At 38.6% G+C, this 15274-nt stretch carries 14 protein-coding genes; all 14 read left to right on the top strand.

Translation table 11 applies throughout. The features are described from left to right. The first annotated feature begins 119 nt into the window (after nucleotides 1–119). The 14 genes from AB9N12_RS16420 (at nucleotide 120) to AB9N12_RS16355 (ending at nucleotide 15250) form a co-directional block, all read left to right on the top strand. Nucleotides 120–1649 carry an oligosaccharide flippase family protein gene (locus tag AB9N12_RS16420; RefSeq protein ID WP_369893217.1) on the top strand — a complete coding sequence of 510 codons (1530 nt, stop codon included), beginning with the start codon at nucleotides 120–122 and terminating at the stop codon, nucleotides 1647–1649. Then, on the top strand, nucleotides 1646–2800 hold the full coding sequence (gene glf, locus AB9N12_RS16415; RefSeq protein WP_369893216.1) for a UDP-galactopyranose mutase: 1155 nt from the start codon (nucleotides 1646–1648) through the stop codon (nucleotides 2798–2800). Before AB9N12_RS16420 ends, glf begins: the two co-directional genes overlap by 4 nt. A gap of 4 nt (nucleotides 2801–2804) precedes the next feature. Continuing rightward, nucleotides 2805–4127 carry a polysaccharide pyruvyl transferase family protein gene (locus tag AB9N12_RS16410; protein WP_369893214.1) on the top strand — a complete coding sequence of 441 codons (1323 nt, stop codon included), beginning with the start codon at nucleotides 2805–2807 and terminating at the stop codon, nucleotides 4125–4127. 4 nt (nucleotides 4128–4131) lie between these two features. After that, a complete protein-coding gene (locus AB9N12_RS16405; RefSeq protein ID WP_369893212.1) occupies nucleotides 4132–5031 on the top strand; it encodes a glycosyltransferase in 900 nt (299 codons plus the stop codon). 259 nt (nucleotides 5032–5290) lie between these two features. Further along, nucleotides 5291–6520, top strand: coding sequence for a hypothetical protein (locus AB9N12_RS16400; protein ID WP_369893211.1), 1230 nt, complete (start codon nucleotides 5291–5293; stop codon nucleotides 6518–6520). Further along, nucleotides 6513–7445: a glycosyltransferase gene (locus AB9N12_RS16395; RefSeq protein ID WP_369893209.1), complete on the top strand. Its 933-nt coding sequence runs from the start codon at nucleotides 6513–6515 to the stop codon at nucleotides 7443–7445. Before AB9N12_RS16400 ends, AB9N12_RS16395 begins: the two co-directional genes overlap by 8 nt. 2 nt (nucleotides 7446–7447) lie before the next feature. Next, a complete protein-coding gene (locus AB9N12_RS16390; protein ID WP_369893207.1) occupies nucleotides 7448–8629 on the top strand; it encodes a glycosyltransferase in 1182 nt (393 codons plus the stop codon). Nucleotides 8630–8768: 139 nt separating this feature from the next. Then, nucleotides 8769–9362: a sugar transferase gene (locus AB9N12_RS16385; protein ID WP_369893205.1), complete on the top strand. Its 594-nt coding sequence runs from the start codon at nucleotides 8769–8771 to the stop codon at nucleotides 9360–9362. A gap of 2 nt (nucleotides 9363–9364) precedes the next feature. Further along, nucleotides 9365–10432, top strand: coding sequence for a hypothetical protein (locus AB9N12_RS16380; protein WP_369893204.1), 1068 nt, complete (start codon nucleotides 9365–9367; stop codon nucleotides 10430–10432). A 7-nt stretch (nucleotides 10433–10439) separates the two neighbouring features. Continuing rightward, nucleotides 10440–11642, top strand: coding sequence for an ATP-grasp domain-containing protein (locus AB9N12_RS16375; protein WP_369893203.1), 1203 nt, complete (start codon nucleotides 10440–10442; stop codon nucleotides 11640–11642). A gap of 6 nt (nucleotides 11643–11648) precedes the next feature. Next, nucleotides 11649–12869: a glycosyltransferase family 4 protein gene (locus tag AB9N12_RS16370; RefSeq protein ID WP_369893202.1), complete on the top strand. Its 1221-nt coding sequence runs from the start codon at nucleotides 11649–11651 to the stop codon at nucleotides 12867–12869. Beyond that, nucleotides 12866–13138 carry a hypothetical protein gene (locus tag AB9N12_RS16365; RefSeq protein WP_369893201.1) on the top strand — a complete coding sequence of 91 codons (273 nt, stop codon included), beginning with the start codon at nucleotides 12866–12868 and terminating at the stop codon, nucleotides 13136–13138. The genes AB9N12_RS16370 and AB9N12_RS16365 overlap by 4 nt, the downstream gene beginning before the upstream one ends. A gap of 214 nt (nucleotides 13139–13352) precedes the next feature. Beyond that, nucleotides 13353–14660 (top strand): DegT/DnrJ/EryC1/StrS family aminotransferase, encoded by a 1308-nt coding sequence (locus AB9N12_RS16360; protein WP_369893199.1) that lies wholly within the window; start codon nucleotides 13353–13355, stop codon nucleotides 14658–14660. Next, nucleotides 14657–15250 (top strand): sugar transferase, encoded by a 594-nt coding sequence (locus AB9N12_RS16355; protein WP_369893196.1) that lies wholly within the window; start codon nucleotides 14657–14659, stop codon nucleotides 15248–15250. Before AB9N12_RS16360 ends, AB9N12_RS16355 begins: the two co-directional genes overlap by 4 nt. The last annotated feature ends 24 nt before the right edge of the window (nucleotides 15251–15274 follow it).

The raw sequence follows: 15274 nt of genomic DNA, 5'->3' as shown, positions 1-15274 counted from the left end.
AGGGGCGTCTGATAATTATATTTTCATCAATGTTAGTATACGAGAAGTACTGAGGATATGTACTCCGAATAATAAGATTAGTCCTGCATGTTTACTCCATTTGCATAAGTATTAAAAGAATGTCAGAGCTTAATTCAAGAAATCAATTAAAGGCTGGAGTCATTCTGAATTATGTTGTTATTATTTTAAACACATTAGTCGGACTATTATATACTCCATATATGTTACGTATGATGGGACAGAATGAATATGGGCTATATTCTTTAGTCGCATCTATAATAGCATATTTAACAGTTTTAGATTTTGGTTTCGGGAACGCCATAATTAGGTATACAGCAAAATTTCGTGCCGAGAACAAATTACAGGAGCAGTACGAGATGTTTGGCATGTTTTTGGTCCTTTATTCTATTATTGGTATAATCGCCTTTGTTGCTGGTTTAGCATTATATTTTAATGTTGATTCGTTATTTGGGGATACAATGACATTTGAAGAACTAGTAAAAGCTAGAAAGATGATACTTCTAATGATTGCCAATTTGGCGATCACATTTCCTCTAAGTATTTACGGTTCGATAATTAATGCATATGAGCATTTCGTATTTCCTAGAGTGATTAATGTCATAAGAATCATTCTTAACACTGCAATAATGATTTTGCTATTAAACTTAGGCTATAAGGCTTTAGCAATGGTGGTGCTTCAAACGGTATTTAATGTTATTTCCATTTTATTGAACTACGCATACTGTAAGTATAAACTCTATATTAAGACTGTTTTCAAGAAATTTAATTGGAGTTTTTTGAAGGAAGTTGCAATGTATTCTTTTTGGATATTTTTATTTGTTATAATGGATCGGATTTATTGGGGAACTGGTCAGTTTGTACTAGGTGCTGTAGTTGGTACTGCCGCTGTGGCAGTGTATGCTGTTGCAATACAGCTACAAAATATGTACATGCAGTTCTCTAACGCTATAGCATCATTGTTTTTGCCAAAAGTTACTGCAATGGTTACCTCGAATAACAATAGCAAAGAGATTTCAGTTCTTTTTATAAAAACAGGACGTCTACAGTACGTAATACTCGCTTATATTTTAACTGCTTTTTTATGTTTTGGTGATCAATTCATAGCACTTTGGGTCGGTCCTGAGTATCATGATTCGTTTATTATTGCTGCACTTTATTTTGTTCCATTGACAGTTCCATTAATTCAAAATTTAGGTATAACAATACTACAAGCAAGAAATCAAATGGAATTCCGGTCTATACTATACATTTGCATTGCTGTGATTAGTTTGCTTCTTCAAATAGTTTTTGCAAAGCGATGGGGGGGTATTGGATGTGCTTATGCAGTTTCTGGAGCTCTAATTGTGGGACAGATATTAATTATGAATATATATTATTCAAAGAAACAGCAATTGGATATAAGGATTTTTTGGAAAGAAATATCAAAGATGTCTGTTATCCCAATGGTTGTTGGTAGTGTATTTACCTTAGTATTAAGGTTTTATTACATCGATTCTTGGATGAAACTTTTTGTTTGGATTTCCATTTTTTCGGCTTTATATATACCACTTTTTTTTAGATTTAGCTTACATAAAAATGAAAGGGCTTTATTTCTATCACCATTTTATAGAATAATAAATAAGATATGACACACTACGATTTCCTTATAGTTGGTTCTGGACTTTTCGGAGCCACATTTGCCTATCGTGCAAAGCTGATGGGTAAGAAATGTCTTGTTATAGACAAGCGTCCTCACCTTGGCGGTAATATCTACTGCGAGGAGGTTGAAGTAGAAGGAACCTATGGTGAGCATAGTCGAACCATCAATGTACATAAATATGGTGCACACATTTTCCATACCAACAACAAGGAGGTGTGGGACTTCGTAAACTCTATCGTGGAGTTCAACCGCTACACCAACTGTCCGGTAGCTAACTACAAAGGCGAACTCTACAATCTACCGTTCAACATGAACACCTTCAACCGGATGTGGCCGGATGTGCATACTCCAGCTGAGGCTCAGGCTAAGATTGACGAGCAGAAAGCAGAAGCTGTATCTGCCATCAACGGACGGGAGCCTCAGAACTTAGAGGAGCAGGCGCTTTGTCTTGTAGGTAAGGATATTTTTTACAAACTCATCAAGGAATATACTGAAAAGCAATGGGGACGTGATTGTAAGGAACTCCCAGCTTTCATCATCAAGCGCCTTCCTGTCCGCATGATCTTTGATAACAACTACTTTAACGATCGATACCAAGGTATTCCTGTTGGAGGCTACAACAAGCTGATTGATGGCCTTCTCGAAGGTGTTGATACCTTCACCAATGTGGACTTCTTCGATAGCGAATATCGCGATTGGAAAAAATATGCCGACAAACTGGTTTATACCGGTGCAGTTGATGAGTACTTCGACTACAAGTTAGGCAAACTCGATTGGCGTACCGTCTGTTTCAAAACTCGTGTGGAGGATACTCCTAACTACCAAGGTAATGCAGTTGTGAACTACACTAGTCATAATGAGCCTTACACTCGCGTGATAGAGCACAAGCATTTCGAGATGTTTGGTCAGGAGATATACAATTGTCCGGTGACGGTTGTTTCGGAGGAGTATTCTACCGAGTACAAGGAGGGTATGGAACCCTACTATCCAGTAAATGATGATCGTAACAATGCCCTTGCAGAGGAATACCGCAAGTTGGCAGAGAAGGAAGAAGGTGTCATCTTCGGTGGTCGCCTTGGTCAATATAAGTATTATGATATGGCTCCGGTGATAGAGCAGGTACTAATGATTAAAATTTAAAAGTATGAAAGTAGTTTATGTAGGCGATAATCGAAATAGAGGAAATTTTGGTTGCCGTGCAACAAGTACAGCACTCTCTCAAATCATTGAGAGAAATAATATAATTGTTGGTACTATTACAGGACGTTATACTAATAACGACACTGGCGAATTGTTTTTCTATAAATATTTACCAGCAGGTGTCTATAAATGGTTAGGTAAAAAAAAAAGGTGGTCTCAACTAAAGTCAGCATTTTATCTTTTTATTCGCCTAATTAGACTCGGAAGACAGTATATATTTAGCAATTTTGACTATCTGTGTGAGGATAATATAGAAGAGTCTTTATCAAATTTCATCAAGTGTTTACCCGCCAATCCTCAATTAAATGAATTCGATTTAAGAAATTATGATTTTGATGCTCTTATCGTTAATGGGGAAGGTTCATTCATCTTTAGGGTGCCAGCATGGAGGGAAAGTGTTAATGAATTAATGCTTATGTATTGGGCTTTAAAGATGGGTAAGAAGGTTTATTATATGAATGGAATGCTTTCTGACGATCCGTTCACAAAAAGAAACGATGCGTTTATCAAGGTCGCAAAACCGATATTCGAAAATGCGGAAATTTTAGGTGTTCGTGAAGATTACTCTCTGAAATATGCAAATGAACAGTTTCCAAATGCTAATATAAAAGAATTCCCAGATGCCCTCTTCACATGGTACGATATGATAAATGATGGATTTAAGGTGCCTAATGGTAAATACGTTATGGGAATGACAGGTGCATCTAATTCTTCTTTTACTAAGTATGATTTTACAAAACCATATATATTGGTGTCAGGTTCATCTTCTATAGGAAAAGCAACAAATGATATTGAAGAAGCAATTTCAATCTATAGCAAATTGGTAGAAGAAATACGTAATTCTTTTCAACAAAAAGTATTTCTTATTGAAGTTTGCGAAGGTGATAGTTTTCTAAGAACTGTTGGAGAACGTACGAAAACCGATGTAATTGCAATAGATACTCCGATTCTCGCCGCCGCAAAAATTTTAGCAAATGCTGATGTATATATATCAGGTAGATATCATCCTGCCATATTAGCATCTCAAGGAGGTACTCCATGTGTATTCATGTCTTCTAATTCTCATAAAACTATAAGTCTTCAAGAATTATTAAATTACAAGAAGGTGCATGAATATTATGTACTTCCTTCAGATACTGAAATCCAAGAGATGATATCAGATGCAAAAGATGCGATTTCGCAAGGTCAAAGTTTGAGAGAAGATATAAAACAACGAGCAGCTGTGTTATCTCGACTTGCTAATCAAATGGAAGAAATAATAAAATAGAATAATGAATTATACAGTAGTTATCGTTACTTATAATAGATTTGCATTGTTAAAAGAATGCATATCTTGTATTGAACATCAGAATGTTAAATTCGATCATATTGTTATTGTGGATAACAAATGTACAGATGGAACATCTGATTATCTAAGAACTTTAACTGAGAAATATCATATTATCTTTGAAGATAAGAATGGAGGAGGTGCTAAAGGTTTCTGTGATGGTGTCCAATATGTCCACAACAATCTGAAAACAGACTGGATACTATTAATTGATGACGATGCCATGCTAGAAGAAAACTACCTTTCGACAATGATAGATGGCATAAATAAACATAATGAATGTATGGCTTTCTCTGGTTCTGTTAAAACAGAAGGTAGTATAGATATTACACATAGAAAATTATTACACTCTGGAATACAATTTGAGATCCAACCAGTACCACTAACTGAATATATGAAAGATGAATTTTTCTATGACTTATCATCTTTCTGTGGATTATTCTTCGCAAGCAAACTTATAGATAAAATTGGTTATCCCAAAGCGGAATATTTTATTTGGTATGATGATTCGGAGTATTCATTACGTATTAGAAAAGAGACTTCGATTATCAATCTTAATAAGACTTTTATTAACCACAAAACAAAAATTGCTATAGGTTCTCCAATATTAAATTGGAGAGGATATTATGGTATTCGCAACAGTGGAGATATGATAAAACGCTACGGAACAAAAATGCAATATATCCTGTTTGTTTGCCATATTCGAATTGCGCAATTCAAAAATTGGTTTATATCAAGTTTTTGCAAGGATAACAGCTATTCTTATAATGCACAGTTATATAAAGACGCCTTGGATGATTTAAGTCACAATGTATTTGGTTTTAATGAAAAATATCACGGATAATAGAAACTTATAAACTCTCGGGAATCTCACCAATAATATATATCAAAAAAATCTTTCAGGAGGTAATCAAGGGTTGAACCGAATATGCAAATCTCTTTCCTGCTACAATAGGAATATAAAATATCAAAATTACATCCCAATATACTGACGATTATCCTTTGGCAGTTGTCCAAATAGGCGGTACGTATAAATTGGACATTAACCTATGACACTATTTCTAATAATATTAATCGTTTCAATCATCCTTATATCTAGGAGAATGAATTATACTGTATTTACTAATACTTTCTACTGGCTAGGAATATTCTGGATATTAATATTGGGCGTATACTTGACATCTGGTATAAAATATAAATATGGACTATCAGTATATTCTGTAGCATTTATACTCGCTTGCATATTTGCTTTATATATAGGTGCTCTAAAAGCTAAAAAGAGACCTTTGCTGGTATTTGACATCAATAAGACAAGTGTTAATGTAAAGAAATATATCGTATGGGGCATTGTGGGTGTATTGGTCTTTAGTTATGATTATATTCGTTTAAACGGAATTGCAACAAGTAAGGGCGAATCTAACATTTCCCTTTTAGGAGGCTGGGGGGCATTATTTATACCGTTGCTATTGGTATTTGGATTATATCTAAATGCAAGGAAGATAAGAAATTATGGGAAATTCAGTATTATTGGAGTAGTGTTAATATTTCTCTATTCAGTACCTTGCATGATAAATGCTGGTAGAGAAGCTATTTTATTTGGAGTAATTGGTGTTTTATCATTATACGGTTATAATAACCTCCTTATTGCACGAGAAGAAAAAAAAACAGGCAGTTTTCATAAATTTTTTATTACTATTGGCTCGTTTTTTACAATTTTGTTTTTTGGCTACGCAATTCTAGAAATTTCATCTACGCGTTTTTCCGACAATGAAATTAATGTGCTTCTTACTTATAAAGATGTCTCTTCTCAAGCCATGGCTGAAGCTGTTAATTGGGGCCCTTTAGAATTTCTATATTATAATATAGCCTCATATTTTTCACACCAGATACCTTTCATTGACTTTACTTTGAAAGAATATCATGGACCATATTTGTTTGGTATGTATGAATTAAATATTATCTCTAGAAGGCTTCCTGATTTTCTTGGACTAGATTACAAATTGGCAACTTCAGAACTTCATAGACTATATGTTTCTTGTGGTGAAAGTTTTTCGGGTGCATGGAATACAGTCCTTGGCTCCTTTATCATAGATTTCACATGGGTAGGCGCAATTATAGCATGCTATGGCTGCGGCTATGTCGTATCTATTTCACAACGAAAGTTTGTGAGCACCCTTGATCCTCGATACGCTACATTAGTTGCATTATTATGTCTGTCAACCTTTTCTACAATTCAATTAGGTCCATTTTTCCAAACTCAGATTTATGGTGCATATATATGGTGGTATGTAATATTTAGAAAAGACGAATGCAATATATTAGAACATGGATAGAAAGGTATCTGTTAATATTTTGAACTACAACACATTTGAGAAATCATGTGTATGTATAGACAGTTGCCTCAAGCAAACTGGTATTGACTTTCAGATATTACTGATTGACAATGCGTCAACTGATGGTAGCTTTGAAAAAATCAAACAGAAATATGGTAATAAAATAGTGTATCTTCAAACAGGCTGTAATTTGGGCTATGCGGGTGGTAATAACAAGAGTGTAGAGTATTGCTATACTAAAGGATTTAAATATGCTTTCTTACTCAATAGTGATACCGAGTTGAAAGGTATAACTTTATTAAAAGAGTTGTATACAGTTTTCAATAAGGATTCCAACTGCTCAGTTGTCTCACCAACTATCTTTGATGTTACTTGGCAAGGCTTAATTAAACACACTAATGATTATTCCTATAATAAATGGTTACGAAGAATCAGAGTTTTGCCAAAACTAAAGAGGATCACAGACTGTATTGAAACTGTAAGCGAAGCACATGGATCTGCTTTAATGGTTGATTGCAGTAAATTCCTAGCAGTAGGAGGATTTCCAGAACACTATTTTATGTATTGTGAAGAATCTACATTTGCAAAAAATACAATTTGGGCTGGTTATGATATTTTATGGTATCAATCTGAAGATAATTTCATATTACATCATCATGATAAAACCCAGTACATTGATCCTTGGAGGGAATATTTAATGGGAAGAAATAGAGCATTAGAATATTGCGAGAACAAGAAAAGACGTAATTCTCTTTGGAGGTTGTTCTTTTCTATATTTAAGTGGAAAATGTATCTGTACGGCAAATATACTCATAAGATGGACTATTACATAGGCATGAAAACCGGTATATCACTTGCTAATAAGAAATGCAGTATAAAAGAATTTTATAATCATGGTATTATGGTAAAAAATACATATATTTAATTATGAAGGTTCAACATTTTTTGTTATATCCATCTTTGGATCCGAAATATGGAGGCCCTACTTATAGTGTACCAATCCAATGTATTGGTACCCAGCGTGAGGGTGCTGAGATGAGCTTTGTAGTTTACGAAGCAAGTAAGCCCTTTGAAGAGCGTCTCATTGCTGAAGGTGTGAAGATTATACATCTCCCCAATCCTGAGAACAAGTATCAACATTCATGGGCTACTAATCTGAAGAGGTATTTTAATACAAATACAGATTTACCTGACATACTTCACTTTCATGGTGTGTGGATGCCTGCAAATTTACGTGTGTCAAAATTTGGGCAAAAGAATTATATACCATATGTTATCAATCCTCGCGGTGATACAGAGGTTGCACGAATCAACTACAATAAACTTAAGAAGTTTAAAAAGATGCTGGCTTGGCATCTATATAGTAAGAGTATAGTTGACAATGCAGCTTGTATCATCGCAACTTCAGAGCAGGAAAAAGAAAGCATCCGTCTCCTTGGTAGCAAAGTTCCTGTTGCAATAATTCCAAATGGAATCGAGTTGGATGCTTTCCCTAAGGAGGTAGTTCACAATCACGGAGAGAAGAAGATTCTTTTGTTCCTTTCCCGTGTAAATCCTATTAAGGGTATTGAATATCTTATAGACGCTTGGTCACAGTTACCTGAGTCCTTACGTTCTGAGTGGGAGTTGCATATTGTTGGCAATAGCGATCCAAAGAAATATATTCATACTTTGGAAGATAAAGTAAAGGTGTTAAATCTTAGCAAATCCATAAAGTTTGTTGGTTCTATTACTGGAGAAGCAAAAATTCGTAAATATCAAGATTCTAACCTATTTATTTTGCCTACTCTTAACGAGAATTTCGGCAACGTTGTGGCGGAAGCGATGATGTGTGAGTGCCCCGTTATTACAACTATAAATGCTCCTTGGAGTTGCTTGGAAGAAGACAAATGCGGTTGGTGGATAGAACTTTCAGTTGAAAGTTTATTAAAAGTTCTAATAGAAAGCATGTCTATGACAGATGCTGAGAGACATGAATTAGGAAAGAGGAGTCGTCAATGTATTATTAACAGGTATTCTTCTCAGAGTGTTGCAAAACAAACGTATAAATTATATGAATGGATTTTAGGTAATTGTGAAAAACCTGATTTTGTTGAGATTGTTAAATGAAGAAAAATATTGCCCTGAACTGGAAAAAACAAGTGCGACAGGCTTACGTGTTGTGTAAATAAGACCTACAACATGCGCTTTTGATTTCGGAGCACGCTATTGATGAATACAATTCATTGAATAACAAATAAATATCTTTATGTATGTTCGTTTTTTCAAGCGAGTTATCGACTTGCTAGTTGCTTTATGCCTTTTACCCTTTTTCTGCGTGATTTATATCGCATTGGTTCCATTTTATTTCTTCATGGATAGAGGTCCGATGTTTTATTCCGGTAAGCGACTTGGTCAGTATGGCAAGCCATTCCCTATGCACAAATTCCGTTCGATGAAGGTGGATGCTCCTGACATCCGTTTAAAGGATGGTTCGACTTATAATGGGGACGATGATCCTCGTGTAACGAAATTAGGTAAGTTTATACGTAAGACCAGTTTGGATGAGATTCCTCAGATCCTGAATGTACTGAAGGGTGATATGAGCCTTATTGGTCCTCGTCCTGACCCTTTGGATTGGTTGGATAAGTACAAGGAGGAGGAGAGGGCGTTTTTGAATGTTCGCCCTGGTATTACTGGTTATAATCAGGCATACTACCGCAATAGTGCGAATGCTCAGGAGAAGATAGATAATGATGTATATTATGCAAAGAACATCAGTTTTGAGCTGGACGTGAAGATCATTCTGAAGACGGTAAAGACGGTGTTGGTCCGCGAGAATGTAAACGTAACACGCGAGTAAAAATGAGAGAATATGGAAGCGAACATTCTACAATCGTTTTGCCGGATGGATATTTTGAGAATCTAAGCGAACTGGGATGTGAGGTATTATTCTTGCGTTCCGGTCGTGAGGCTCTTTTGCTGACTGCTATTGCGGCATGTGACGCCAAGGATAAGACGATTCTTTTCCCGTCGTACTGCTGCTGGTCGATGAGTGCACCTTTCGAGAAGGCAGGTTGGACAGTGATATATTATCGACTGAACGAAGATTTGACGGTAGATACCAACTATCTGAATCAACTGTTAAAGGAGTATAAGCCGCAGGCTGTACTGACCATGAACTTCTACGGAAGTGCTTGTACAGATGACGCTGTACGAATGGTGAAGGAGTTTGATAAGGAGATAAAGGTGATTGAGGATTTCAGTCATTGTACGTTCTCCATCCGTCAGATTTTTAACGAGCAGGTGGATATGTATGTATCCAGTATTCGTAAGTCAGTTGGCGTATGTGATGGATCGGTCATTCTGAGCAAGGATCCTATGCCTAAGCAGTATATCCAAGAGGAGCAGAAGGACTTTGCTGACAAGCGCTTTGTAGCGCAAACCGAAAAGATGCGCTACACCTGGAGCAAGAATCTGGATAAGAAGCAGGAGTTTTTGGATACTATACGTGAGTGTGAGGGTATTATCAACGCGTTTTCTGCCGTTCGTCCTATATCGGAACGTGCAAAACAGATGCTCGCCATGGTGAATGGGGAAGAGATTGCCTTTGCTCGCAGAGAGAACATGAAGCACCTAGGGAGTTTGCTGAACGGAAAGGTAGAGATGGTTCCGGGAGTGGAGCGTTGCTTTGAGGGTTCTCCATTCTCACTTCCTATCTTGGTAGATAATCGTGATGAGGTGCAGAGTGCATTGGCGAAAAGAGGAGTTTACACTCAGTTGCTGTGGCCCATCTGCGAAGAAGCTCAGAAGGTTTGTCCCGTATCGAAGATGATGGATGCCCGTATGTTGAGTGTGCCTATCGACCAGCGATACTCATGGGATGATATGGAAGACATAGCAAAGATAATAATTGAAGTTGTAAAAGGATAAGATATACATGCAACAGAAAAGACTATTGGTACTGGCTGCAGGTATTTTGCAGACTACAGTAATTAAGAAGGCTAAGGCTATGGGCTATTATGTGGTTGCCGCTGATGGTGATTCGAATGCTCGTGGTTTTAACTATGCTGATAAAGCGATATGCGCGAACATTACTGATGAAGAGGAGATGCTGAAGATAGCTCACGAGGAGCAGGTAGATGGTGTGATACACCCTTGCTCGGAGGTGAGTATGAACGTGATGGGCAGGATCAACGAGGAGTTGGGACTTGCCGGCATCACCAAAGAGCAGGCCATACGAGCTACCAATAAGCACTTGATGCGTGAGGCATTTGAGAAGGGCAATGCTCCTTCTCCTAAGAGTATTCTTACGGAGAGCGCAGAGGATGCGTGGAACCGCTTGCAGCAAGACTTTGATGGCACGGATGCCATCCTGAAGCCAAGTCGTAATAGCGGCAGCCGTGGTATTGCCAAGGTAACTCGCGATATGGATAAAGCTGAGTTTGTGAAGGCATACGAGATTGCTCTGGAGGAAAGTCGCGACAAGTCGGTACTTATTGAGCAGTTCATCGAAGGACCGGAGTTCTCAATTGAGATTATCGTTTGGAATGGTAACGTGAATGTGCTGACCGTAACAGATAAGAAGACCACTGAGGCCCCTCACTTTGTGGAGTTGGGGCATAACCAGCCTTCGTGTCATACAGCCGAAGAGGTAGATACTCTAAAGGCTGCTGCCGTTGCAGGCGTAAAAGCTTTGGGTGTGAACAATTGTGCTTGTCATGCTGAGGCAAAGTTAATGGACGGAAAGGCATACCTGATGGAGATTGGTGCTCGCCTTGGAGGTGACTTTATCTCTACAGAGTTGACTCATTTAAGTACCGGCATCGATATGGTAGCCGCTGCTGTAGATGTGGCTCTTGGTATTGAGCCTGATTTGAGTGTAAAGGAACAACCTAAGGGAGCTTGTATTCGATATTTTTGCCCGAAGCCAGGAAAGCTGGTACGCATCAGTAATATTGAAGCCTTGGATGATCCTCGTGTATATAAGAAGATGATTTATGTGCAGGATGGTGATATGATTCCGGAAGTAACATCGAGTCTTTGCCGAAGTGGTCATGTGATTGTAATTGAGGTAACTCCTCAAAAGGCGATCGAGTTAGCAGAGAAACTGATAAGTGAAGTCATTTTTGTGACAGAATAAAGAAGAATGAAGGCAATTTTTCCCTGTTCATATTACTTGCCGGAAACAGCTGCAAGTCTTTACATAACGGATAACATTGTGCATGCTTGTGCAGAGAATGGTGTAGAGGTGGATCTGTATACTCCTACACCTACTCGAAGTGTGCCAGCAGGTTCACAATGGGAAAGGGAAGAGCATTGGGAAAACGGCAAATTACGCGTACATAGATTCCACTTGTACGGAGAAGGCAAGAACCCACTATTGCGTGCCATGCGCTATTTCTTGGGTGAGTTTGCTTTGTTACATTTTTGCCTGTGGAAGGACTATGATGTAGCGTTCATTGACAGTACTCCACCCATTCAGGGCTTGAAGATGCCGTTGATCAAATGGTTCAAGAGAAAGCCAACGGTATATAACGCACAGGATATTTTCCCCGATTCGCTGGTTGGAACGGGATTAACTCGTAAAGGTAGTCTGATATGGAAGATGGGACGAATCGTAGAGAAGATCACCTATAAGTATGCAGATAAAATCATTGTGATATCGGAGGACTTCCGCAAGAATCTGTTGGCAAAGGGCGTACCTGCGAACAAGATTGTAGTAGTGTACAACTGGGTGGATCAGAATGTTGTGGTGGATATTTCACGTGAGAAGAATAAACTGTTTGATTCTTATGGTTTAGATCGTTCCAAGTTCTATGTTACCTATAATGGAAATATAGGATTGACTCAGAACATGGATATGCTGTTGAGTGTAGCTGGGGATTTTCAGGAGGAATATGAAGATATTAGTTTTGTATTGGTAGGCAATGGAGCATATCTAGATGAGGTTAAGCGTATAGTTGCAGAGCGAAAGCTTAATAATGTATATCTCTTACCATTTCAACCTTATTCAGACATCAGCCATGTCTTTTCTTTAGGAGATGCTTCTCTAGTCATATCAAAACCAGGTGTTGGTTCAAATAGTGTTCCGTCAAAAACTTGGAGCATCATGAGTGCAAGTCGTCCTGTACTTGCGAATTTCGACCCTAACGAGTTGAAGCAGATCATAGAAGAGTATAAGTGCGGTATCTTTACCAAGGCGGGTGATAAGGAGGCCTTCAAGGAGAGTATCTTGAAGTTGTATAACGACCGCGAGTTGTGTAAGGAGTACGGACGAAACGGTAGGCAGTTCGTGATGGACAACCTAACTCGTGAGGTTGGAACAGCCAAGTATGTTGAGGCAATCAAGAGTGTAATAAAGAGATGAATGATAAAAACCTTTATAGAATTACTACAGGTTTCGTTGAGCATAAGAGACTGTTTTCGCACGTACTCAGCGAATGTGAGTATGTGGAGACATACCTGCAGACTAAAAGAAAGGACCTGATAGGCATTGTGTTTACGGGTAGAGAAGACTCCCTGCCGATGAACTGGCTGGGACAGACGGAGCATCTGAAGAACCAGAACGAGGTGGAGAACGGACATTGTGCTGAAATTACTCGTATTCTGACTAAAGAGTGTATACTGAAGAGGTAAGTACTCAATATATTTTTAGGAAAATTTTAATTATGTATCTGCCTTTGCTCTACTGAGCTAAAATGAAAATTATGGCAAGTGGTGAAGAATTCCAAATCGTTTTTGAAAGTATTTGAGTACTTATGAATCACTTGTCGAATTCAAGGAGTGTTGTAGATCCGTCAGTAAGTAAACTTCAGGAAATTAAAAAAAATGAATAAAATAATAAATAGAAATGAGTAAAGATTTGAAAAGAAGGAATATTCCATTCTCGCCTCCAGATATGACGGAGGCTGAAGCTGAAGAAGTAAAGCAGGCGATTCTTTCGGGTTGGATTACAACCGGTCCTCGCACCAAGAAGTTAGAGGATTTGATTTCTGAGTATGTGGGCATCGAAAAGACTGTTTGCTTGAACTCGGCTACGGCTGCCATGGAGATGGTGTTGCGAATATTGGGCGTTGGTCCTGGAGACGAGGTGATAATGCCTGCATATACCTATACTGCTAGTGCGAGTGTGGTGGATCACGTGGGTGCTACCATTGTGATGGTGGATATTTGTTCTGAAGGCTCTGACGATACTCAGTTTTTTGAGATGGACTATGAAAAATTGGCAGAAGCGATCACTGAGCGTACTAAGGTAATTGTCCCTGTGGACTTGGCTGGTATTTGTGCCAATGTGGAAAAGATTCTGGAGGTGGTTAATCGTCCTGAGATAAAGGCGCTTTATCGTCCAGCTAACGATATTCAGAAGTTGATGGGGCGTATCGTGGTGTCGAATGATTGCGCTCACTCATTTGGTGCTTCTCGCAAGGGAAGAATGGCTGGTGCTATTGCGGACTTCAGTTCGTTCAGCTTTCATGCTGTAAAGAATTTCACTACTGCTGAGGGAGGGGCCATGACTTGGAACTTGCCTTTCGGTAAAGAGGTGGTGGAGTGTCAGCAGGTGTACTGCGGGAGTCCCGTTCCTTATATGGAGGGGGAGACATGGAATGAGTTTATCTATCGACTCTCACAGCTCTTTTCTCTTCATGGTCAGAATAAGGACGCTCTGGCAAAAACAAAACTTGGGGCATGGGAGTATGATATCATCGGTACATGGTACAAATGTAATATGACAGACATAATGGCGGCTTTGGGCTTGATACAGTTTGAACGCTACCCTGAAATGTTGAAGAAACGCAAGCGATATATTGAAATGTATGATAGGGCTTTGGCTTCACATGGCGTGATGGGCCTTCGGCATTATGGAACGGACTGGGCAGGCAGTGGTCATTTGTATATCGCTCGTTTTCTGGGCAAAACTCGTGAAGAGTGTAACCGTATCATCGAACAGATGGCAGAACGTGGAATCGCTACGAATGTTCATTATAAGCCATTGCCTATGATGACTGCTTATAAGGCGAAAGGATTGGATATAAAGGATTATCCTAATGCGTATAAGTTTTTCGAGAACGAGATAACTTTGCCATTGAATACGAAGATGACAGAGGAGGATGTGGAATACGTTATTGAGAATCTGGTTGATATATTGAAGGGGGAATGAAAAGACTGTTTGATATGATTGCATCGGGCTGTGGACTTCTTGTTCTCAGTCCGTTGTTTTTTATTCTTGCTATTTGGGTGAAGTTGGATTCGAAAGGTCCCGTGTTCTACCGACAGGTGCGTGTGGGGTATAAGAACAAGGATTTCCGTATCTTCAAGTTCCGTTCGATGCGTGTGGGAGCTGATAAGGGAAGTCTGGTGACGATTGGCGGACGAGACCCACGGGTGACTCGTTCCGGCTACTTTATCCGTAAGTTTAAGTTTGACGAGCTGCCGCAACTCATCAATGTCTTTCTGGGTGACATGAGTCTGGTAGGTCCTCGCCCTGAGGTACGTCATTATGTGAACTATTGGACAGAGGAGCAAATGCATGTGCTTGACGTGAAACCGGGCATCACTGACCCCGCATCTATTAAGTTTCGTAATGAGAATGAGTTGATGGAAAAGGCTGAGAATCCGGAGGATTATTATATCAATGTTATCATGCAAGAAAAGATTAAGTTGTATTTAGAGTATGTGAACAATGCATCATTCTGGTATGATATAAAATTGATTTTTAAGACGTTTAAGGTGATTATAACAGAAAGATAAATGAATGTAAAATAGTAGGAGGTG

Source organism: Bacteroides sp. AN502(2024) (assembly GCF_041227145.1).
Classification (GTDB): Bacteria; Bacteroidota; Bacteroidia; order Bacteroidales; family Bacteroidaceae; genus Bacteroides.
Note: the sequence above shows the minus strand (reverse complement) of the source record. Positions and strands in the feature narration are given on the sequence as shown.

Coding starts and splice junctions, on each gene's coding strand:
- AB9N12_RS16420 (WP_369893217.1), top strand. CDS start 120: ATGTCAGAGCTTAATTCAAGAAATCAATTAAAGGCTGGAGTCATTCTG.
- glf (WP_369893216.1), top strand. CDS start 1,646: ATGACACACTACGATTTCCTTATAGTTGGTTCTGGACTTTTCGGAGCC.
- AB9N12_RS16410 (WP_369893214.1), top strand. CDS start 2,805: ATGAAAGTAGTTTATGTAGGCGATAATCGAAATAGAGGAAATTTTGGT.
- AB9N12_RS16405 (WP_369893212.1), top strand. CDS start 4,132: ATGAATTATACAGTAGTTATCGTTACTTATAATAGATTTGCATTGTTA.
- AB9N12_RS16400 (WP_369893211.1), top strand. CDS start 5,291: ATGAATTATACTGTATTTACTAATACTTTCTACTGGCTAGGAATATTC.
- AB9N12_RS16395 (WP_369893209.1), top strand. CDS start 6,513: ATGGATAGAAAGGTATCTGTTAATATTTTGAACTACAACACATTTGAG.
- AB9N12_RS16390 (WP_369893207.1), top strand. CDS start 7,448: ATGAAGGTTCAACATTTTTTGTTATATCCATCTTTGGATCCGAAATAT.
- AB9N12_RS16385 (WP_369893205.1), top strand. CDS start 8,769: ATGTATGTTCGTTTTTTCAAGCGAGTTATCGACTTGCTAGTTGCTTTA.
- AB9N12_RS16380 (WP_369893204.1), top strand. CDS start 9,365: ATGAGAGAATATGGAAGCGAACATTCTACAATCGTTTTGCCGGATGGA.
- AB9N12_RS16375 (WP_369893203.1), top strand. CDS start 10,440: ATGCAACAGAAAAGACTATTGGTACTGGCTGCAGGTATTTTGCAGACT.
- AB9N12_RS16370 (WP_369893202.1), top strand. CDS start 11,649: ATGAAGGCAATTTTTCCCTGTTCATATTACTTGCCGGAAACAGCTGCA.
- AB9N12_RS16365 (WP_369893201.1), top strand. CDS start 12,866: ATGAATGATAAAAACCTTTATAGAATTACTACAGGTTTCGTTGAGCAT.
- AB9N12_RS16360 (WP_369893199.1), top strand. CDS start 13,353: ATGAGTAAAGATTTGAAAAGAAGGAATATTCCATTCTCGCCTCCAGAT.
- AB9N12_RS16355 (WP_369893196.1), top strand. CDS start 14,657: ATGAAAAGACTGTTTGATATGATTGCATCGGGCTGTGGACTTCTTGTT.